Origin of the sequence: Halomonas sp. 141, assembly GCF_002810305.1 — a bacterium.
GTDB classification, from domain to species: Bacteria; Pseudomonadota; Gammaproteobacteria; order Pseudomonadales; family Halomonadaceae; genus Vreelandella; species Vreelandella stevensii.
Map to the genome: position 1 here is coordinate 44,811 of NZ_PINZ01000011.1, position 20,430 is coordinate 65,240.

A 20,430-nucleotide genomic window follows, 5' to 3' on the forward strand; every position below is an offset into this window, starting at 1 on the left:
AGAGCTCCGGGTGTGGGTCAGGAGCCCCAGGAGGCAGAGCGCGTGCCCAGGCCACGGCGCGTGGTGGTTTGACGGCTTTGAACCACCGAGTTGCGCATGGCGTCGTTGCGTTGATTGACCCGCTGGGTCGCTTGGCTGGCGGCGGCATTCCAGTTGCCCTGGTTGTCACGGTTGCGATAGACCGGCTCCTGGTAAACCCGCTCGAAGGAACGCCCACGGTTGGTGTTCGACAGCATGCTCCCCATCATGTAGCCCATCATGGCGGGCATGAACCAGCTACCGCCGCCACTGGCTTGGGCCTGCTCTTCATTGGGCGCGGCACAGGCGCCTTCGCCGTGTTCGGCCTCGCAGGCTTCCAGCGTATTGAAGCGCGGTACCGACTCCAGCGCTGCCGTATGGGCCTCCTCACAGGCGCTGCGGGTATAGATATTGGCGGCCACACAGTCTTCGACGCTCTGGAAGCTGCGCGGTTCGTCAAAATTCACGTCGGTAATGTGTTCGTCCTGGGCGGGTTCGGTACAGGCGGTCAGGCCAAAGGCGCCGGTGCCCATCATGGCCAACGACAGCCGTGCACTGCGCTTGCGGCGAGGAAGATGTTGATCTGCCATGTCGAACTCCTTACCAGGTCATGGAAGCGGCGTTGATGAGGCCGACCGCGATGGAAACGCTGCCCACCAGCGTGCCATAAGCCTGGTGCCCCTCGGTGATGTGCTGGGAAAGGCTCTCGCCCTGGCGGCGCAGCATCAGCTTCAAGCCGAAGAACGTGGCGATTTGCACCCCGAAGGCCACGATGCCCCAGAGAATGAAATCGAGGTAGCTGATGGAGTTGGCCATGGCGCTGTAGAGCGGCAGCGTGAAGCCGAGGATGGAACCGCCGTAGGCCCGGGCGGCAGCGGCATTGCCTTCACGGATCAGTGTCCATTCGTGATGCGGCGTGAGTCGGCTGTAGCAATACATGAACGCGACCAGCATCCCCAGCGCGCTGAGCAGATAGGCAAAGAAGTGCGGTAATCCCTGCAGGTAGTGCAACATGGTGATGTGCTTCCCTTGTGATCCTTGAGGGTCGGTATTGTGACATAGCTGGGCGTGGCTGCGTTACCCGCGACGTGATTTCCTGATCGAGGGGCAGGCAGTACGCAGAATGACGTAAATAAACAGCGTTTGCGCCACTTGAGTAAGACTAAAGGCTAATAGATGAATCGTGTCACCTCCTTAGAATCCCGCGAAGCCTGGTATTTTTACCAACATTCACCGTGTCGTATCGTGTAAAGACGGTGCCACGTGCCCGTACCGGGCACTGCCCAGGACGCGACCGCTTCGAAGGACCTCCCTCATGCATGCCCTTACCCTGGCATCGTTTCTATTTTTTACGGGCCTGGTGGCCTTCGTCACCTGGCGTATTACACGCCGCGATGACCATCGCAGCACCAACGGCTATTTTCTGGCGGGGCGCACGCTGACGTTTCCGTTGATTGCCGCATCGATGTTGATGACCAACCTCTCCACCGAGCAGATGGTTGGGTTGAACGGCTCGGCGTTTACCGACGGCCTGAGCGTCATGGCCTGGGAAGTCATCGCCGTGATTGCGCTGGTTGCTCTGGCGCTGTTTTTCCTGCCGCGCTTCTTGAAAAGCGGGATTGCCACGCTGCCGCAGCTGCTGGCGATTCGCTTCGATGCCGGTACCCAGCTCATTGCCAACGTCATCTTCCTGATTGCCTATGCGGTGGTGCTGCTGCCCATCATTCTCTATTCCGGCGCCATTGGCTTGCAGGGCATGCTGGACTTGCAGGGTTTGACCGGCATCGAGTCCAGCACGGCCCTGCTGTGGGCAACCGTCTGGATCGTGGGCCTGATTGGCGCCGTGTATGCGCTGTTTGGGGGCCTGCGCACGGTGGCAGTGTCTGACACCCTCAACGGCGTGGGGCTGCTGATTGGCGGTTTCGTGATCGTTTACTTCGGCCTTCAGGCGGTGAGTGGCGGCACAGGCGTCATGGAAGGCTGGAGCATTCTGAAGGAGAGCGACCCTGGCAAGTTCAACTCCATGGGCGGCCCCGACCAGCAGGTGCCGTTCTCGACCATCTTTACCGGCGTACTGCTGCTGCACCTTTTCTACTGGACCACCAACCAGCAAATCATTCAGCGCACCTTCGCCGCGAAAAATCTGGCGGAAGGCCAAAAAGGGGTGCTGTTGACCGGCTTCTTCAAGCTGCTGGGGCCGCTCTATCTGGTGCTTCCGGGCATCATTGCCTACCACTTGTATGCCGACCAGGGCGTGCGCGCCGATGAAGCCTATGGGCACCTGGTATTCAACGTGCTGCCGCCTTATCTGACGGGCTTTTTTGCGGCGGTGATGGTGGGGGCGATTCTCTCCTCGTTCAATTCGGCGCTGAACAGCACCACCACGATCTTCAGCCTGGGGATCTATAAAGGCGTGCTGAAAAAGGACGCCACGGAAGAGCAGGTGGTGAAATCCGGCAAGGTGTTTGGCTGGATCATCGCCATCAGCACCATGATCATCGCGCCGCTGCTGGCGGGGCAGGATAGCCTGTTCGGCTACCTGCAGCGCATGAACGCCATCTATTTCATTCCGATTCTGGCCGTGGTACTGGTGGGGCTGTTGACCAAGCGCGTGCCGCCCATGGCCGCAAAGGTGGTCCTGGTGGGCGGCTGTTTGCTGATTGCGGCAGGCTATTTCGTGCCGCCGTTCAACAAGCTGCCGCTGGTCATGCACGAGTTCCACTTCGTCGCCGCGGTGTTCGTGCTGCTGGTCGCGGTGATGCTGGTGATCGGCAAGCTGCGCCCCCGCGCCACGGACTGGGTCCAGGAAGCCTCGGGCGATGTCGACCTCACCCCGTGGAAAGGTGCCGTGCCCACCGGCATCGCGCTGGTGGTGCTGGTGGTGATCATGTACGCCTCGTTTGCAGGCGGTTGATCATCGGCCACGTGTAGTAACGCCAACCCCAACGCCAACGCCCCGCCTTGCGGGGCGTTGGCGTTTGTCAGCGTTCAAAAAGCCTGAGCGGCGCGTGAGGGCATTGGCTCGATGTCGTTTTCGGTGGGGTAATGGTCCTTGCCGACAAGCGGGGTAGCGCAGACACTCTGTTTACTGCTTTGGTCTCGAGGAGAGAAACCGTGACCCGCCATCTTGCCCTGCTTGCCTATCCTGATTGCCAACTGCTGGATGTGTGTGGCCCTTGGCAAGTGTTTGCCAGTGCCAACGCGTTGAGTGCTCAGCCGTTGTATCACCTGACGCTGGTGGCCGACAGCGTTGGCCCACTCATGACGAACGGAGGGTTGGCGCTGCAGGCGACCCACTCCTACCAACGGCCTCTTCCCCGATTTCCCTTGGATACGCTGTTGGTGGCGGGCGGCAGTGGCGTGATGCAGCAGCGCGATATCCACGAGGTCAAACAGTGGTTGCGGGAGGTAGCGCCTTCCGTGAGACGGCTGGGTTCGATTTGTTCCGGTGCCTTTTTGCTGGCCGCAGCGGGCTTGCTGGATGGCTGCCGTGTGACCACGCATTGGCGCCATGCCGCACAGCTGGCGGCGGAGTACCCTGCCCTGAGCGTCGAGCCCGATGCACTCTATATCGAAAGCCATGGCCGCTACACCAGCGCGGGCGTAACGGCGGGGATCGATTTGGCGCTGTCGCTGCTGGAGGACGATCACGGGTCTGAACTGGCCGGTCGTGTGGCCCGTGAGCTGGTGGTGTTTTTACAGCGTCCAGGGGGGCAGTCCCAATTCAGCGAAGTGCTGCGCCGCCAGCAATCGGCGGGGCCGCTGCGTCGGTTGCTGGATCGGCTCCATGCCGACCCCAGTGAAGAGCTCGGGCTTGCGAGCATGGCCGAGCAGATGGCCGTCTCCCCGCGCCATCTGACGAGACTGTTCAAGCAGCATTTGAACACCACGCCTTGCGCGTACCTGACCCAACTGCGCCTTGAACAGGCACGCCTGGCACTGATCAGCGAATGCGAACAGCTCTCTCTAGAGCGTCTGGCGCAGCGCTGGCGGCTGGGCGGTGCCGAACAACTGCGCCGCCAGTTTCAGCGCTACTACGGGGTATCCCCCTCGGTGTATCGCCAGCGTTTTGCCTCATCCCATGCCGTCCCTGTTCAGGAGGAGTTCTGATGCCATTCACGGTGACGCTGTTATCGCTTTGCCAAGCGCTGCTGGTCACGGGCAACGTCCTGTTGATCGCCGTCTCGCCCTTGATTGGCGCGGCGCTCGCCCCGAGTGCGAGCTGGTCAACGGCCCCGGTGGCTACCCAGTGGTTGGGGCTGATGTGTGCCACTATCCCTGCATCGTTGATCATGGCCAAAGTGGGCCGTAAGCGAGGCTTCATGCTGGGCAATGGGGTGGGTCTGCTGGGCGCGCTCGTCGCGGCGCAGGCCTTGGTGAGCGCCCACTTCGGGCTCTTCCTGGTGGCGACCTGGCTGATCGGCATTGGCATTGGTTTTGGGCAGCTGTACCGCTTTGCTGCGGTGGAAGCAACTCCCGCACCGTTGCGTGACCGGGCGATTGGCCTGGTCATGGGGGGCGGGGTTCTGGCAGCGTTTGCTGGGCCCTGGTTGGCAAGGGTGAGCCGTGAGCTGAGCATGGTGCCGTTTCTGGGGAGTTTCATAGGACTGGCCTTGCTCTACCTGCTCGCACTGGTGGTGCTGATGGCGACGCGGCTACCGCCTGTCTCCCAGACGCACGGTGCCGCCAATGCCATGCCGTTGCGCCACATACTCCGCCAGCCCGGGTTCATCGTGGCGGTGAGTGCGGCGATGGTGGGGTACGGGGTCATGAACCTGGCCATGACCGCCACACCGCTTGCCATGGCGGGGGCGGGGCATCATTTCGATCACGTGTCGATGACCATTCAGTGGCACGTGGTGGCGATGTTTCTACCCTCTTTCTTGACGGGGCATCTGGTCACGCGTTTTGGCGCCAGGCAAATGATCGTGGCCGGATGCCTGCTGCTGGTGATGAGTGCGCTGGTGGCTCAGTGGGAGGGCGGCCTGCTGGGGTTCAATGTGGCCCTCATTCTGCTGGGGCTTGGGTGGAATTTTACGTTCTTGCCCGCCACCGGCCTGCTGACCCAGAGCTACCGACCAGAGGACAAGGCCCGCACCCAGGCCACCAACGAGTTCATGGTATTTGGCACCGCCGCCCTGACCGCGCTGCTGGCAGGTCCCCTGGTCAATGGCCTGGGTTGGGCAACCCTCAACCTGGTGTTGGTGCCTGTGGCGCTGGTGCCTGTAGCACTGCTGCTTTGGCAGCGGCATGTGCCCCCCGCCAGTGCTTAAAAATCCCCCGGCGCGCACTGCAGGCAGGTAAGCCCCAGGGCGCGCCACTGGGCGACCACGGCGTCGCGGTCGTCCAGCACCAGCCAGGGCGCAAAGCCGTCGCTGCGCATTTGATCGAGTAGCGCGGCTTTTACTTCTTCATCGTCTACATGGTCATCGCCCTCGGGACGCAGGTACATGGCATCGAAGGGGATGGCATGGCGGTCTAGCCAGGCCTGGGTATGCTCGCGGTGGCTGTCCGGGCGGCCGCTGCAAATGACGATTTGCTGGCCTTGGGCCTTCAGCAGCTTGACCAGTTTGGCCACGGGTTCGATGACCGGCGCTTGGGCCATGTGGGCAAAGAAGGGGTCCCACTGTTTGGCGGGGCCCAGCACCCACTCATGGACTTGCTGGGGGTGAAATTCGGCAAGCGTGCCGTCGACGTCAACGATGACTGCGGTCATGAGATGGATTCCTGAGATGAAAAGAGTGAAACGGTCGAGCCTTGAGGGCGGCTGCTGAGCGCAAGCCGTGCCTGGGGCTTCAGCCGCGTGCCTAGACGTTCGCGCCAGTGGTCAATGGCTTCATCGTCCAGTCGCGTAAACAGAGGCACGACCTGAGCAGCCTGGAGCTGATGGGCCAGCGCCACCAGATGCGAGGCGCGCAGATGGACGTTCCAGCGTTGCCAAAGCACCTCGTTGGCAGCCAGCTGCGCACAGCGCGGTGGCGTCAGGTAGCCGGTGTGCAGCAGGCGGTGGTCGGGCCAGTCGGCGGGCTGGTCGTCACGGTCGCTGACCAGCCAGAGTGCCGGATGGCTGGCGTTGGGCCGCTGGAGCAGGGTGCCGATGGCGTCGTCCAGCCCATCACGCCGCAAACCGCGTGGCAGCGCCAGCAGAGCGGCAAGGTTGTCGCGGATGATGGGGTCGATGGCCAAGGGGAGCTGTCGGTGATCTGCTTCCTCTGCCAACCATAGCGCCATTTCCAGCGCCCGTCCCGTTTCCGGTACCGGCAGCACCAGTGGCGTATCCAGGGCGCTGCCCAGGGTATCGAGGCAGTGTGCCTGGGGCTGGTCGTAGCTGCCGTAGGAGGCGTCCAGCAGCGCCGTACAGGCAGGTGGCGGCGTATCGAAGGGAAACAGCCGCGACTCGAAACAGGCATCGCCGCTGTAGAAAAGCCCGCCCGCCACGTCGAGGTGCAGCCAGACACCCCCCAGCGAGTGGCCCGCCTGGCCGGTGGTGACGGTAATGCCTTCCACTTCTAGACGGCCGCGATAGGGCAGTGGCTGCCACGCTCTGTGGGGCGGCAGCGCCTTGGCGACCAGCGGCGTGCAGTAGAGCGGCAGCTGCTCGGGCAGCTCGGCCACCCCGCCAATATGATCGATATGATCGTGGCTGATCAGCACGGCGTCTACCGCGAGCCCCGCCGCCCAGGTGATCGCCTCACCGGGGTGCAGTGCGCCGCCCGCATCCAGCAGCAGGCGCTTGCCCTGGGCCTCGACCACGATGGCGGCCGGGCCCTTGTCGCCCAGCCCGCTGAGGATCTCCACCAAGGGGCTCATTGGTCGGGCTCCAGGCACCAGCCTTCCAGCAGGCGCACCGCGACCTGCTGGCCTTCGCCAAGGGCGTGGGGATGATACGCCAGCAGGGCATCGCCGGTGCTCAGGCGCAGGTGTAGCTCGTAGCGCTCACCGCGGAACGTCAGCCGTTCAACGCGGGCGGTCAGGTCGTGGGGGTTGGGGGCCGTGGCATCCAGATGCACGTGCTCCGGGCGCACCAGCACGGGCTGCGAACGCGCGGTGAGCGGCGCGGCCAGCCCGCTCATCAAAGCGCTTTCGGTGAGACGCTGGCCAGGCGCGCCGCTGGCAATGTGAAGCAGGCTACCCTGGCCGATGAACCTCGCGACCCATTCGCTGCGCGGCGCTCGGTAGAGCGTTTCGGGCGTGGCCCACTGCACCAGCTCGCCCTCCCGCATGACGGCAATGCGGTCTGCCATGGCCATGGCTTCGCTTTGGTCGTGGGTGACGTAGACCATGGTGGCCTGGGTCCGCCGGTGGAAATCCACGAAGCTGTGCTCCATGGCGGCCCGCAGGTTGCGGTCCAGGTTGGCGAGCGGTTCGTCCAGCAGCACCACGTCGGGGTCGGTGACCAGGCAGCGGGCCAGTGCCACCCGCTGGCGCTGGCCGCCGCTGAGGGCCTGGGGCGAGCGCTGGGCATAGGGGGTCAACGCCACCTGCTCCAGCGCCTGGGCGACTCGGCGCTGGTAGTCGCTGCCTTGAATGCGGCGCAGCTTCAGCGGGTAGCCCACGTTGTCGGCCACGCTCATATGGGGCCATAGCGCGTAGGACTGAAACACCATGGCCATGTTGCGCTGCTCGGGGGGCACATGGTGGTGGGCGCTGGCCAGCAGCGTCTCACCGAGTGTCATGGTGCCGCTACTCACCTGCTCGAACCCTGCCAGCATGCGGAGCATGGTGGTTTTGCCGCAGCCGCTGGGGCCCAGCAGCGCCACGAATTCGCCGGGAGAGATATCGAGGGTGACGCCATTGACTGCGGTGTGTTGGCCAAACTGTTTGGTAACGCGGTCGAGCATTAGCCTTGCCATGGCACGACTCCTTTGGGTAAGCGAGGGGCCATCAGGCTCAGCAGCAGCATCAAGGTGGCCACCATGGCCACGACCAGCACGGCCACCGCCGACGCCAGCACGCTTTCGCCCCCTTCGTCCAGGTTGAAGATCAATACGCCCAGGGTTTCGTTGCCTGCGCTCCAGAGCAGCGCCGACACGGTGAGCTCGTTGACGGCCAGCAGGAATACCAGCAGCCCACCGGCAAACAGGGAGGGCGCGATCAGCGGCATCACGATGGTGGCCAGCCGCCGCCAGGGGCCAGCACCGGCCAGCTGGGCGGCTTCTTCCAGCGAGGGGTCGAGCTGCGCAAGGCTGGCGCTGACCGGCTTCAGGCAGACCACCAGAAAGCGCGCCAGGTAGGCCACGAAAATCAGCCCAAGGGTGCCGTACAGCGCCAGATTGATCAGTGGCAGCGGGCGCACGAACAGCAGAATGCAGGCAATCGCCAGCACCACGCCAGGCAGGGCATAGGGCAGTTCGATGACGCTCAGGGTGAGCTGCTGTAGCCGAGGCGGCAGACGCTGAAGACGGTACGCCAGGGGCAGGCTGCACAGCATCAGCACCAGCGCGGCGCCGCCTGCCAGCCAGAAACTGTTGCGCACGGCCCGCCAGGTGGCGCCCTGTCGGCCGATGACCTCGTGGTAGGCGTTGAGGGTGATGGTATCCAGGCTCAGGGGAACGCCCATGGCCGGGACCAGCGAGCTCACCACCAGCGCGAGCAGCGGCGCCACCAGGATCAAGAGCAGCACCATGATCAGCAGGGTCGTCACGCCGGTACGCCAGCGCCCCAGTGAAAAGTCGTGGGCGCGGCCGCCGTGCCCTCCCAGGCCAAAGCGGCTGCGATTCATCCAGTACTGCTGCAGGGCCACCCCGGCCAGGGCCAGCAGACCGATCAACAGAGAAAGCGCCGCCATTTCTGCCAGCACGCCGGTGCCAAAATTGGCCATGCGCTGGTAGATCAAGGTAGGCAGCACGTAATAGCCTGCGGGAATGCCCAGCATGGCGGGAATGCCAAAATTGCCCAGGCTGGAGATGAAGGCCATGGCCGCACCGGCGATCAGGCCGTGTCGGGTCACGGGCAGAATGATATGCCCCCAGACCTGACCCTGGCGGGCGCCGCTGATGCGGGCGGCTTCGACCAGCTCACGGGGGAGCGACATGAGCGAGGTACGCAGCGCCAGAAATACCAGCGGTGCACTTTGAATGCCGAGCAGCAGCGCAATGCCTTCGGCGGAATAGAGCGGCTGGGGGCTGCCCAGCGGCGGTGCCATGCCGATGCTTTTCAGTAAAGGGCTGGCCGGGCCGAACAACTGTAGCCAGCTCAGCGCAGTGACCTGGGGCGGGATCATCATGGGCAGCATGAAGCAGAATACCAGCCAGGCCTTGCCGCGAATGTCCGTCAGAGTGATCACGAAGGCGAACAGGCTGCCCAGCACCAGAGCAATCAGCATGCCCAGGCCCGAGGTGTACAGGCTGTGCCACAAGGCGCGCCAGGTGCTGGCCGCGTTGAGCACTTTCCACAGCGGGGCACTGCTGCCCTGGCCCAGGTCGCTGAGGGCTTCCATCAAAAGCCGCAGGCTGGGTGCCAGACTGAGCAACACCACCAGCAGCGTGAGCAGGGTAAGCAGCCAGCGATGCTGGCTGCCAACGTTCAGCGAAGGGCTCATCATCAACCGCCAAACAGCTCATTGAAGCGCTGCTTGAGCGCTTCTTCCTCGGACAGCGCTTGCTCGATATCGACCGGCATCAGCTGAATCGAGTCGCGTTCGGGGAAGCCTTCCGGTGGGGCAACGTCCGGGTGCGCGGGCAGGTAGCCCTGCTGGCTCACCAATTCCTGCCCGGCTTGGGAGAGCACGAAATCGACGAACTTCTGGGCAGCATCCGGGTGCTGGGCTTCCGCCATGATGGCGACGGGTTCGGTCACGGCGCTGACACCTTCCTCGGGGAAGACGAACGCCACGGGGGAACCCTTGGCCGCTTCACGGATAGGCAGGAAATCCACCACGATGCCGTACGGCTTGGTGCCTGCTGCCACGGCGTTGAAGACGCCACCGTTACCGCTTTGGGCTTCCGTACGGTTGGCGTGCAGGGCGTCGTAGTATTCCAGGCCCAGCGACGTTTCACCGATGGCGGCCATGTGGATCAGCGCTGCGCCGGAGTAGAGGGGGCTGGGCATGGTGACCAGGCCTTCGTATTCCGGGCCAATCAGGTCGGCCCAGCGTTGCGGCTGGTGCTCGGCACCCGTGTTGTAAACGATCCCGGTGGTAATGAGCTTGGTGCCGTAGAAGTAGCCGTCGGCGTCGTAGAGCGCCTCATCGTAGGCGTCGCGCTCGGGGCTCAGATAGGGTTGCAGATGGCCCTCCTGCTTCAGCGACTCCATGGTCATGCTGTCTGCGATCAGCAGCACGTCGGGGTTGCTCACTCCTGCGGCCAGCTCCGAACGCAGGCGAGTCATCAGGCGCGTCGTGCCGTCGCGCACCCACTCCACCTCGATCTCCGGATAGGCCGCCTGGAAGGCATCCACGGTTTGCTGGGCGTCGCTGTTGGGCTGGCTGGTATAGAGCACCAGCGTTTGGTTGGCCAACAGAGGCGTGGACAGGGCAAGGCTTGCAAGGGTCACGGCATGACACAACGAACGCTTCAACATCGGGGAAACCTCCAGTAGGTGAACAGTGATCACACTACTGTCATCGCCTTACAACATCGTGACACTAAGCTTTCGTTTGAAAGTGAATGGCTTTCGTCGAGCAGAAAACGGTTTTCGTTTTGCTGGCGGCAACCTTGAAGGGAAAACCAGGGAGGAAGCATGGACGTCAATCAACGTCGGCGGGCGGTACTGGCCTGCGTGCGGGACGAGGGGCGGCAGACCCTGGAGGCATTGGCGCGACGGTTTGGCGTCTCGGTGCAAACCGTGCGCAGCGACATACGCTCGTTGGCCGAGCAAGGGCTGCTGCTACGCCGACACGGTGAGGTGATGGCGTTTCCTGACCAGGAGAATGTCGGCTATGACCAGCGCCAGATCGTCAATCAGGCCGGCAAACGACACATTGCCCGTCAGGCAGCCTCGCTGATTACCGATCACCAGTCGCTGTTTTTAGGCACCGGCACTACGGTGGAGCAGCTGGCCGATGCGCTGCACGGCAAGCAGGGCCTGCAGATCATGACCAACAACCTGCACGCGCTGATCAAACTGTGTGCCCTGGAGTGCGAGCTGGTCGTGGCGGGTGGTCGCGTGCGCCGCCGCGACCAGGACGTGATAGGCGGTGATGCCTGGCGCTTCTTTCAGCGTTATCGGGTCGATGTGGGCATCGTCTCGGTGGGCGGGATGGATAGCCAGGGCCTGCTGTACGACTACAACGATGACGAAGTCATGGCCCGAGAGGCGCTGCTGGCCCACGCGGCGTACCGTATTCTGGTACTGGACAAGACCAAGTTCGACCTGCCGCTGCGCTGCGCCGCAGGATCGCTGGCCGACTATCATGCGGTGATCACTGACAGCCCCTTGCCCGACCGGTTAAGAAGCCCCCTGGCGGCCCAAGGCGTTTGCTTCATGAGCGGAGGTTAGGCATCGTGCCGCTCATCCGGCAACCGCTTGAAATAGACGTAGCGGTGTAGGCGGATGGCCGGGCGTATCAAAAGTTGGATACTGCCAATGACAAACAACCAAACGCCCACGGTTTGCACTGTTCCCTCGTAAAAGAAGCAGATGCTACCGATGACGAACCACAGCCCTATCATGAAATCATTGATGATACCGAGCACCTCGTAGCGGCGATGAATCACCAGTTCCTCGCGCCCCATGGTGAAGGTGAGGTCGTTGCTGGACGAGACAGTGTGCTGGGCCATGTTCGCTCCTTTGTGGGCAAAGAAAACTCAACTTACTTGTTAAATACGGTTTCCATGTCGATGGCTTAGCCCGCGTTGACGATGGTGTTGACAAAGTTCAGCGGCTGGGGGGTATCGATCACCTCGGCCCACAGGTCGTACTCGTCGGCATGGGTGACGCGTGCTCTGACCAGGTCGCCGGCGCGCAGCGCATGGCGGCTTTCCAGATAGACCATGCCATCGATTTCCGGGGCGTCGGCTTCGCTGCGGCCAATGGCGCCTTCGTCGTCCACTTCGTCAACCAATACCTCGATCTCACGATCGATCTTGGCCTGCAGGCGGGCTGCCGAGATCTCCTGCTGGTGGGCCATGAAGCGCTCCCAACGGTCCTGCTTCACGTCATCGGGCACCTGCGCCAGGCCCAGCTCATTGGCGGGGGCGCCCTCCACCGGGGAGTACTGGAAGCAGCCCACCCGATCCAGCTGCGCTTCGCTCAGCCAGTCTAGCAGGTACTGGAAATCATCTTCGGTTTCACCGGGGAAGCCGACGATGAAGGTCGAGCGGATGGTCAGTTCGGGGCACTGCTCGCGCCAGCGTTTGATGCGCTCCAGGGTACGGTCTTCGAAGGCGGGGCGTTTCATCGCCTTGAGCACCCTGGGGCTGGCGTGCTGGAAAGGAATATCCAGGTACGGCAGGATCTTGCCCTCGGCCATCAGCGGAATCAGCTCATCCACGTGAGGGTAAGGGTAGACGTAATGCAGGCGCACGCGAATGCCCAGCTCGGACAGCGCATCGCACAGTTCGGTCAGGCGCGTTTTGACCTGGCGCCCGTGCCACTCGTTCTCCACGTAGCGCACATCGACGCCATAGGCGCTGGTGTCCTGGGAGATCACCAGCAGCTCTTTCACTCCGGCCCGCGCCAGGGCTTCGGCTTCGCGCAGTACCTCACCCACGGGGCGGCTGACCAGCTTGCCCCGCATGGAGGGAATGATGCAGAAGCTGCAGGTATGGTTGCAGCCTTCGGAAATCTTCAGGTAGGCATAGTGGCGCGGCGTCAGCTTGATGCCCTGGGCGGGCACCAGGTCGATGCGGTGGTCGTACTCGCTGACGAAGGGCACCGCGCTATGCACGGCGTTCACCACCTGCTCGTACTGCTGTGGGCCCGTCACCGCCAGAACGTTGGGATGCACGTCGCGAATCACGGACTCATCCACCCCCATGCAGCCAGTCACGATCACCTTGCCGTTTTCGGCAATGGCTTCGCCAATGGCGTCCAGGGACTCGGCCTTGGCGCTGTCGATGAAACCGCAGGTATTGACGACCACCACATCGGCATCGTCGTAGGTGGGTACGATCTCGTAACCATCGGTACGAAGCTGCGTCAGGATGCGTTCGGAATCGACCAGTGCCTTAGGGCAGCCTAGCGACACAAAACCGACCTTGGGTGTGGACATAATGGGCCTCGAGGAAGAGAGCTGAGGGGCGATCACCTTGAGCAGAGGCCCCGGAAAAGAACATGGCGAGTAGAGAAAGGGCGGCATTTTAGCGCCCTTGACCAGCGGGGGGAACCTCTACGCGTTGGATTCGCCAACGTGTTCGGCAGGCGACGCCGCCGTCAAGAGGTGGCAAACTAAATTGAAGGCTCGACAAGTGTATGAAACGAATGCCTAACCGAAATGGCAACGATTGCCCTTGGGCAGCGCAGGAGCAAGGACAATGAAGAGTGATAGGTTGCTGAACGCCATCGAGCATGAGCTCAGACCACGCTGCCGCTTACGGTTCAGGCAGGAGTTAGAGGCGCTCTTCGAACAGGAAACGCACCAGACACGCCAACGCCATCTGGTGATCATGGGCCTGATCACCGCTCTTCTTTATGTCCTGTTCCTGATCAACGACTACAGCTTTCGACCCGAAGCGTTTCTGGCCTCCGTGATGATTCGCGGTGTCATCTTGCTACCCATGGCGCTGGCGATTTTCTGGTGGGTCTATCGTGGGGTGCCGCCGTGGCTGCGTGAAACGCTGATGGCAGGGCTGGTCGTGATCGCCATGATCGGCTCCAGCACCATTTTCTACATTTCCAGCTCGCCGCACTCTTATCTGGATGTCTTTTCGTTTGGTCTGATCCTGGTGGCTGGAAACATCGTTTTTTCGTTGCGTTTTCCTTATGCCTTGACGTCCACGGTGATCAGTATCGGGGTCATGAGTGTCTTCGTATTTTATTACGAGCCTATGCCAATCGAGGCCAAACGTTTGGCTATGTTCGCTATTCTGGTCAAGGCGGTGTTTACGTTGATGGCCAACTACCGCCTGGAGTACAGCGAACGAACCTCCTTTCTGCTGCTGATGCGTGAAAAAATTCAGGCAGGCCATATGCAGAGTGCCAATCATCAGTTGACGCGACTCTCGGTGACCGACCCACTGACGGACATCGCCAACCGCCGCCAGTTCGATGCCATTTTTCCCGCGCACTGGCAGGTGGCCCAATTGGAACAGCGTTGTTTGGCCATCATGGTGATCGATATCGACCACTTCAAAGCCTACAACGACTATTACGGCCACCTGCAAGGAGACCTATGCCTTCGCCAGGTGGCCGCCGCGTTACAATCCAACAGCCGCTCCGACGATCTGGTGGTGCGCTATGGCGGTGAGGAGTTCGTGATTCTGATGCCTCGCACCGAGCCGCATACGGCACGTCAGGCCGCAGAGCGTATCCGTGAGAGTATCGAAGCGCTGGCCATTGCGCATGCTGGGTGTGGCCCTGATGCCAACGTGACGGTGAGCATCGGGGTGGCCGCCATGCAGCCCACCGTAGGGCAAGAGGAAACGGTACTTTTCATGGCAGCCGATCAGGCGCTTTACGATGCCAAGCGCCAGGGGCGTAACCGCGTCTGCATGACGCCCCTGGCAGAAAGCTGACCGTCTAGAACGACGCTGCGCTGGCGAGTGGGCTGGGTGCAGGCTTGCGCGGCGGCAGAGCCAGCACGTTATTTTGGCGTGGCTGCGTGCCCTGAAGGGTCGTTAGTGGGGGTTGGCGTTCGCCGATAGGCATGAACGCGTGGGCGCTGTGGGCCAGGTGAGACACTTCTCTGGAGAGGAGGTCGACGGCATTGATGTAGGCATCCATGCTGGTCGCGCTCTCCTGGGTGCCCTGGTCGATCTGAGCGATGGCCTGGCTGATCTGAGCGATGCCCTCGCTCTGTTCGCGGGCGGCGGCGCGAATCTCTTCCATCAGGTCGTTGACGTTATGGCTCGCCTGACGGATGCGGCCCATGGCATCCCCGGCAGAGCCTGCCTTGTGCTGGCCTGCCTCGATGCGCTGGCGGGCCGTTTCGATCAGTGTCTGCACCTGATGGGCTGCCTCGGCTGACTGACGGGCCAGGCGGCGTACCTCTTCGGCCACCACCGCAAAGCCTCGGCCATGTTCACCGGCCCGGGCAGCTTCGACGGAGGCGTTCAGGGCCAGAATATTGGTCTGGAAGGCAATGTGGTCGATGGTCTTGACGATGCCTGCCATGTCCTGGGACGTGCTGGTAATGCCCTCCATGGCATCATCCAGTTCCTGCATGATGGCCACGGCCTTGTCCACTTCGCCCACGTTACCCACCGACGCCTGGCTGGCCAGTTGGGCATTGTCCGAACTTTGTCGCACGGTAGACGCGATCTGCTCGGCGCTGGCAGCCGTTTGCTGCACCGCAGAGGCCTGTTGATCCACTCGATGGCCCATGGCCTGGTTATGCCGAGATAGCTCCTCCACCGAGGGCATGACCTGGGCAATCCGCTGGTCCAGGTCGCCAATCAGTGCATCCAGCGAACGGCGCATGAAGTTCATGGTGGCCAGGGTGTTGTCCATGGCTTTGTTGCCCACGGTAGGGACCTGAGCGTTCAGGTCGCCTGCCGCGATTTGCAGTGCAAAGTCGTTGGCCTTGTGCAGGAAGCGACGCAACCGGCGCGCCTGGCGCCACTGCAGCGCGCTCAGCAGCAGCCCGCTGGCCAGCACCATCATCACCAGCGGCAGGGTTACCGAGGTGGCCACGTGGCCCTTTAGCCACCAGGCGCATCCCGCCATCAGTAGCCCAGTGGTGAACAGCGTCATCAGAACGCCGGAAATGCTGGCCAGTCGCGGCGCCCACCAGGCGACACTTGCCAAGCGCTTCAGCGGGTTACGCGCCATGATCTCACCGTGCTTGACCTTGTAGCGACCCTGCTGCTCACGAATGTCCTGATAAATACGCTCCGCCTCGGCCACTTCTGCCTGTTCCGGTTTTACCCGAATGGACACGAACCCGGTGATTTGATTGTTTTCACGGATGGGCACCACGTTGGCACGCACCCAATAGTGGTCTCCGTTCTTGCGCCGGTTCTTGACCAGCCCGGTCCAGTACTGGCCCGCCTTGAGGTCGCTCCACATATCGGCAAACACCGGGGCAGGCATGTCAGGGTGGCGCACCATGTTGTGTGGTGAACCCACCAGCTCCTCATAGTCGAAGCCACTAATCTCGACGAAGCGATGGTTGGCATAGGCGATGTGGCTGCTTCGGTCGGTTTTGGAGATCAGCACATCATCATCGCGTAGAGGGTGTTCCACTTGGGTAACAGGGCCGTTGTTTTTCATGATGGAGTACCTGTGGGAGGAATACCTGATTGGGTTGGTCAGGTATTACTATAAATCTGCTACAAGAGTTATCCAGAGACGTTGCATTGTTTAACATTTCCCTTGTCCAAGAGAGCGCCGTGGCGAGAAGCCGCCATGAATTTGACAACCTCCTCGCGGTATGACAAACACACAACCCTTTCAGGTGAGGGATTAAACGTGGCAGACGAGCAAAGCTATCAGGCGTTGGCAGTGGACACCCTTGGCCAGCGGCTGGGGGGAGTGGAAGCGGTCGCCCGCCGCGTGGGCGGCGACCCGGCACAGTGGCAGATCCGTGAAGTGGGCGATGGCAACCTCAATCTGGTATTCATCGTCACCGGCAGCACTGGTAGCGTGGTGGTCAAGCAGGCGCTGCCCTACGTGCGCATGGTCGGCGAGAGCTGGCCGCTGCCGCTCTATCGTGCCCATTTCGAATACTACGCGCTGGTACGCCAAGCTACGCGTGCGCCTGGCGTGGCCCCAGAGGTGTACCATTTCGACAAGCCCCAGGCGCTGATCGTGATGGAGTATCTTCACCCGCACGTGATTTTGCGGCGCAAGCTGATCAGCGGCGAGCGGGTGGCTCGGCTAGGGGAGGCCATCGGTGAGTTCTGCGCCCGCACGGCGTTTCGCGGCTCGGAGCTTTCCATGGCGAGCCCGGACAAGAAAGCGGATGTGGGGCTGTTCTCGGGCAACGTCGCGATTCCCGCGATCACCGAATCGCTGGTGTTCACCGACCCCTACTACGGCGCCGAGATGAACCGCCACACGCCCGAGCTCTCGCCCGTGGTGGACGCACTACGCCGCAATGCGCCTTTGAAAGCCAAAGTGCAGCGGCTGCTGATGAAGTTCACTGCCAACACCGAAACCATGCTGCACGGTGATTTGCACTCCGGCTCCATCATGGCCACCGACACCAGCGTGCGGGTCATCGACCCTGAGTTTTCCCAGTATGGCCCCCTGGCGTTCGACCTGGGCATGGCCGTGGCCAATTTCTTCATGGCCTACTTCAGCCAGCCAGCCCACCGCCAGGCAGACGAGCTGGAAGCGTATCAAGCCTGGATTCTCTCGGTGATCAGCGACTGCTTTACCCGCTTCGATGAGGAGTTTCGTCACCTCTGGCAAACCGAGCGGACCGGTATTCTGTTCCCCAGGTCGCTATTCGAAGAGCAGGGTAACAGCGCCGACGACGCCTGCGATGCCCTGCTGGATGAGATTCGTGAAGATGCGCTGGCCTACTGCGGCATCGAAATGCATCGCCGCGTACTGTCGCTGGCCCACAACGCCGATTTCGAAGAGATCGAAGACACCGCCCTGCGAGCTGAGTTGGAAGCACGCAACGTGCTGATGGGCCAAACGCTGATCATGGAACCGCAAGCCTACCGAGGCCTCGACGCGCTGACGGAACTCGCCAAAACGTTCAATCAGAAAACGGTGTTGTAAGCGTCTTTCCATTGATTCAGTGGCACCTTCGGCACCGCTGTGCGGTGCTTCGCGGGTGCGCTATCGCTTACGCCGCGCTACTGGTGCCCTGCTTGAGTTTTGAGAAGCCCCGTAGCGCGGCGTAACGAATCTTGCTCGGCACGAGCAAATGAGGCACCCGCGGGGGCGGCGGTAGCCGCCTGGATAGGCCAGAGTGAAGGATCAACGCTCGGTGGCACCTTCGGCACCGCTGTGCGGTGCTTCGCGGGTGCGCTATCGCTTACGCCGCGCTACGGGTGCCCATTTTGAGCTTGGAGAAACGCCGTAGCGCGGCGTAACGAATCTTGCTCGGCACGAGCAAATGAGGCACCCGCGGGGGCGGCGGCAGCCGCCTGTGGGGCCAGAGTGAATGATCAACTCTCGGTGGCATCTTTGGCACCGCTGTGCGGTGCTTCGCGGGTGCGCTATCGCTTACGCCGCGCTACGGGTGCCCTGCTTGAGTTTTGAGAAGCCCCGTAGCGCGGCGTAACGCATCTTGCTCGGCACGAGCAAATGAGGCACCCGCGGGGGCGGCGGCAGCCGCCTGGGTGGGGCCGCTGTGGAGGATCAACGCTCGGTGGCATCTTCGGCACCGCTGTGCGGTGCTTCGCGGGTGCGCTATCGCTTACGCCGCGCTACGGTTTATTCTTCACCCTTCACCCTTCACCCTTCACCCTTCACCCTTCACCCTTCACCCTTCATCGCTCAAAGCTGATCTAAACGATCAAACTTCCCGGCGATGTCGCTTTCGGTCCAGTGGGGTACCCAGCCTTCCACGTTGTCGAAGAAGCGCAGCGCGGTGAATTCCGGCTCGGGGCCCATGTCGAACCAGTGCGGGGTGTTGGCGGGCACGCTGATCAGGTCGTTGCGGGTGCAGAGCACTTGGTAAACCTTGTCGTCGATGTGCAGGCAGAACAGCCCCTGGCCTTTGACGAAGAAGCGAACTTCGTCTTCATGGTGGCGGTGCTCGTTCAGGAATTTCTGGCGCATCGCTGCCTTGTCCGGGTGGGTGGGCACCATGTGCAGCACGTCGACGGTCTGGTAGCCACCCTTGGCTTTGACCCGGTCGATATCTTCCTGATAGAGCGCCAGGATCTCTTCCTGGGTGGCATCGTCGGCAATCTCACCCGGCGCTGCCCAGCGCTCGAACAGAACGCCCACGCGGTTCAGTTCGGCGGCGATTTGCGCGCCGTCCGTGGTATCCAGAAGCGCATCGTTAGGGTTTTGATCGGCAAAGACTTTCAGTTGTGACATCAATGACTCCTGAAATAAGCAATGGTCAACCGTTGCCGCTAGACGGCAATCTCGTCGAAGCGTGCGACGCAGGCGTGATGTGTTCCCGGCTGGGTGCCTTCACGTACCAACTGCCGGGTTTGCATGCCCGTCTGTTCAGCGGCATCCAGCTCTTCGACGACATCTGACAAGAACAGCACCGATGCGGGCGGCAGGTCAAGGGTGTCGAGGATACGCTGATACGAGGCGGCTTCGCGCTTATGGCCAACATGGGTGTCGAAGTAGCCGCTGAACAGCGGGGTCAAATCCCCCTCGTCACTGTAGCCAAACAGCAGCTTCTGCGCCTGCACCGAGCCTGACGAGTACACGTACAGCGCCTTGCCCTCCGCCTGCCACTGGCGCAGCGCCGGAGCCACATCCGCGTATAAGTGGCCGGTGAAGTCGCCACGCTGGTAGCCGTCGGCCCATACCATGCCCTGCAGGGCTTTCAGCGGCGTCACTTTCTGGTCGGTATCGATCCAGTGCAGCAGCGTCGCAATCACCGCTTCCAGCGTAGCCTCGGGGTCCTGCATGTCGCTGCGCACGGCGTCGATTTGCTCGGCTACGGCAGGCGTGGCGGCGTTCTCGCGCAAAAAGTCAGGCAGCTTGGCGTAGGCGTAGGGAAACAGCACTTTATGAACGAAATTGATATCGGTGGTGGTGCCTTCGATATCGGTCACGATAGCGCGAACGGTTGATTGATTCATTGGGACCACCGGCTCTCTTCCAGTACACAGGCAAGTAAGAATTCGATGGCTTCCAGGTGGCGGCGGCAGCTGGCAATGCTGTCGCCCACGGCGTAGATGCCGTGTCCCGCCACGAGAAAGCCCCAGGGCATCGGCCAGCCCTGGCGAACGTGCCTGGCCAGCTCCTCCATGTCCTGGGAGTTGGGCACCACCGGCAGGCGAATCGTTGCATCATGCGTCACGTTACCCGCCAACGCCTTTTGCATCTCGAAACCGCTCAGTTCGATGCCGTCGGGAAAGCGTCGCGACAGCACGGTGCTGGCCACGGTGTGGGTGTGCAGCACGCAGTGAATGGTCGGGTCTAGCCGGTACAGCGCGGCGTGCAGGTCGCTTTCGGCGCTGGGTTTGCCGCTACCTTCCAGCACGCGGCCTTCCAGGTCGCAGAGCAGCAGGTCATCGGCCTGGATGCGGGTTTTATCCCGCCCGGATGCCGTGACCCAGTAACCAGCCTCGGTACGCGCGGAAAAATTGCCGCCGGTGGCGGGGGTCCAGCCTTGCTGCGCTGCCCAGGCAATGGCGTCCAGCAGTTCGGTGTGTAAGGTAGTCATAAGGCCTGCATCGTCTCATCCAATGGGCATCATTCTATATGATAAGCTTCGCGCCT

19 protein-coding genes are annotated in these 20,430 nt (G+C 62.1%); 6 read left to right on the forward strand and 13 right to left on the reverse strand.

Features of this window, described 5'->3' with window-relative positions:
• Window positions 1-17 precede the first annotated feature (17 nt).
• Together CWI66_RS07365 and CWI66_RS07370 are read right to left on the reverse strand one after the other, a co-directional pair.
• Window positions 18-608 carry a DUF1190 domain-containing protein gene (locus CWI66_RS07365; protein ID WP_039175157.1) on the reverse strand — a complete coding sequence of 197 codons (591 nt, stop codon included), beginning with the start codon at window positions 606-608 and terminating at the stop codon, window positions 18-20.
• 10 nt (window positions 609-618) lie between these two features.
• Window positions 619-1,032 carry a DUF350 domain-containing protein gene (locus CWI66_RS07370; protein WP_016915131.1) on the reverse strand — a complete coding sequence of 138 codons (414 nt, stop codon included), beginning with the start codon at window positions 1,030-1,032 and terminating at the stop codon, window positions 619-621.
• Between the two features lie 301 nt (window positions 1,033-1,333).
• Between CWI66_RS07370 and CWI66_RS07375 the strand changes: the two genes are divergently transcribed.
• The 3 genes from CWI66_RS07375 (at window position 1,334) to CWI66_RS07385 (ending at window position 5,291) form a co-directional block, all read left to right on the forward strand.
• A complete protein-coding gene (locus tag CWI66_RS07375; RefSeq protein ID WP_100731335.1) occupies window positions 1,334-2,932 on the forward strand; it encodes a solute:sodium symporter family transporter in 1,599 nt (532 codons plus the stop codon).
• Window positions 2,933-3,132: 200 nt separating this feature from the next.
• Window positions 3,133-4,128 carry a GlxA family transcriptional regulator gene (locus CWI66_RS07380; protein ID WP_081138689.1) on the forward strand — a complete coding sequence of 332 codons (996 nt, stop codon included), beginning with the start codon at window positions 3,133-3,135 and terminating at the stop codon, window positions 4,126-4,128.
• A complete protein-coding gene (locus CWI66_RS07385) occupies window positions 4,128-5,291 on the forward strand; it encodes an MFS transporter (protein WP_016915128.1) in 1,164 nt (387 codons plus the stop codon). Before CWI66_RS07380 ends, CWI66_RS07385 begins: the two co-directional genes overlap by 1 nt.
• On the opposite strand, the gene CWI66_RS07390 is transcribed toward CWI66_RS07385, so the two are convergent.
• The 5 genes from CWI66_RS07390 to CWI66_RS07410 are packed head-to-tail and all read right to left on the reverse strand — an operon-like array spanning window position 5,288 to window position 10,539.
• On the reverse strand, window positions 5,288-5,734 hold the full coding sequence (locus tag CWI66_RS07390) for a phosphatase domain-containing protein (protein ID WP_016915127.1): 447 nt from the start codon (window positions 5,732-5,734) through the stop codon (window positions 5,288-5,290). The genes CWI66_RS07385 and CWI66_RS07390 overlap by 4 nt on opposite strands.
• Window positions 5,731-6,828, reverse strand: coding sequence for an MBL fold metallo-hydrolase (locus tag CWI66_RS07395; RefSeq protein ID WP_100731336.1), 1,098 nt, complete (start codon window positions 6,826-6,828; stop codon window positions 5,731-5,733). The genes CWI66_RS07390 and CWI66_RS07395 overlap by 4 nt, the downstream gene beginning before the upstream one ends.
• Window positions 6,825-7,871 carry an ABC transporter ATP-binding protein gene (locus CWI66_RS07400; RefSeq protein ID WP_100731337.1) on the reverse strand — a complete coding sequence of 349 codons (1,047 nt, stop codon included), beginning with the start codon at window positions 7,869-7,871 and terminating at the stop codon, window positions 6,825-6,827. Before CWI66_RS07400 ends, CWI66_RS07395 begins: the two co-directional genes overlap by 4 nt.
• The gene (locus tag CWI66_RS07405; RefSeq protein WP_100731353.1) at window positions 7,859-9,559 is read right to left on the reverse strand and encodes an ABC transporter permease; all 1,701 of its coding nucleotides are present in this window, start codon (window positions 9,557-9,559) and stop codon (window positions 7,859-7,861) included. Before CWI66_RS07405 ends, CWI66_RS07400 begins: the two co-directional genes overlap by 13 nt.
• Window positions 9,560-9,561: 2 nt before the next feature.
• A complete protein-coding gene (locus CWI66_RS07410) occupies window positions 9,562-10,539 on the reverse strand; it encodes an ABC transporter substrate-binding protein (protein ID WP_081138684.1) in 978 nt (325 codons plus the stop codon).
• A gap of 159 nt (window positions 10,540-10,698) precedes the next feature.
• On the opposite strand from CWI66_RS07410, the gene CWI66_RS07415 reads away from it, so the two are divergent.
• Window positions 10,699-11,457, forward strand: a complete 759-nt coding sequence (locus CWI66_RS07415) for a DeoR/GlpR family DNA-binding transcription regulator (protein ID WP_016915122.1) — start codon at window positions 10,699-10,701, stop codon at window positions 11,455-11,457.
• On the opposite strand, the gene CWI66_RS07420 is transcribed toward CWI66_RS07415, so the two are convergent.
• Complete coding sequence (locus tag CWI66_RS07420) at window positions 11,454-11,738, reverse strand: YrhK family protein (protein ID WP_016915121.1); 285 nt, start codon at window positions 11,736-11,738, stop codon at window positions 11,454-11,456. The two genes, CWI66_RS07415 and CWI66_RS07420, sit on opposite strands and share 4 nt — an antisense overlap.
• Window positions 11,739-11,803: 65 nt before the next feature.
• Entirely contained in the window at window positions 11,804-13,171 is a 1,368-nt protein-coding gene (gene rimO, locus CWI66_RS07425) for a 30S ribosomal protein S12 methylthiotransferase RimO (protein WP_016915120.1), read from the reverse strand.
• Window positions 13,172-13,433: 262 nt separating this feature from the next.
• On the opposite strand from rimO, the gene CWI66_RS07430 reads away from it, so the two are divergent.
• Complete coding sequence (locus CWI66_RS07430) at window positions 13,434-14,633, forward strand: GGDEF domain-containing protein (protein ID WP_016915119.1); 1,200 nt, start codon at window positions 13,434-13,436, stop codon at window positions 14,631-14,633.
• Between the two features lie 4 nt (window positions 14,634-14,637).
• Here the strand turns inward: CWI66_RS07430 and CWI66_RS07435 are convergent, their stop codons facing one another.
• Window positions 14,638-16,329, reverse strand: coding sequence for a methyl-accepting chemotaxis protein (locus CWI66_RS07435; protein ID WP_100731338.1), 1,692 nt, complete (start codon window positions 16,327-16,329; stop codon window positions 14,638-14,640).
• A gap of 198 nt (window positions 16,330-16,527) precedes the next feature.
• Between CWI66_RS07435 and mtnK the strand changes: the two genes are divergently transcribed.
• On the forward strand, window positions 16,528-17,790 hold the full coding sequence (gene mtnK, locus CWI66_RS07440; RefSeq protein WP_100731339.1) for an S-methyl-5-thioribose kinase: 1,263 nt from the start codon (window positions 16,528-16,530) through the stop codon (window positions 17,788-17,790).
• A 723-nt stretch (window positions 17,791-18,513) separates the two neighbouring features.
• Here mtnK and CWI66_RS07450 read toward each other — a convergent pair.
• The 3 genes from CWI66_RS07450 to mtnB are packed head-to-tail and all read right to left on the reverse strand — an operon-like array spanning window position 18,514 to window position 20,374.
• The gene (locus CWI66_RS07450; protein WP_081194765.1) at window positions 18,514-19,062 is read right to left on the reverse strand and encodes a 1,2-dihydroxy-3-keto-5-methylthiopentene dioxygenase; all 549 of its coding nucleotides are present in this window, start codon (window positions 19,060-19,062) and stop codon (window positions 18,514-18,516) included.
• Window positions 19,063-19,100: 38 nt separating this feature from the next.
• Window positions 19,101-19,787, reverse strand: coding sequence for an acireductone synthase (gene mtnC, locus CWI66_RS07455; RefSeq protein WP_100731341.1), 687 nt, complete (start codon window positions 19,785-19,787; stop codon window positions 19,101-19,103).
• Window positions 19,784-20,374: a methylthioribulose 1-phosphate dehydratase gene (gene mtnB / locus CWI66_RS07460; protein ID WP_100731342.1), complete on the reverse strand. Its 591-nt coding sequence runs from the start codon at window positions 20,372-20,374 to the stop codon at window positions 19,784-19,786. The genes mtnC and mtnB overlap by 4 nt, the downstream gene beginning before the upstream one ends.
• Window positions 20,375-20,430: the final 56 nt, after the last annotated feature.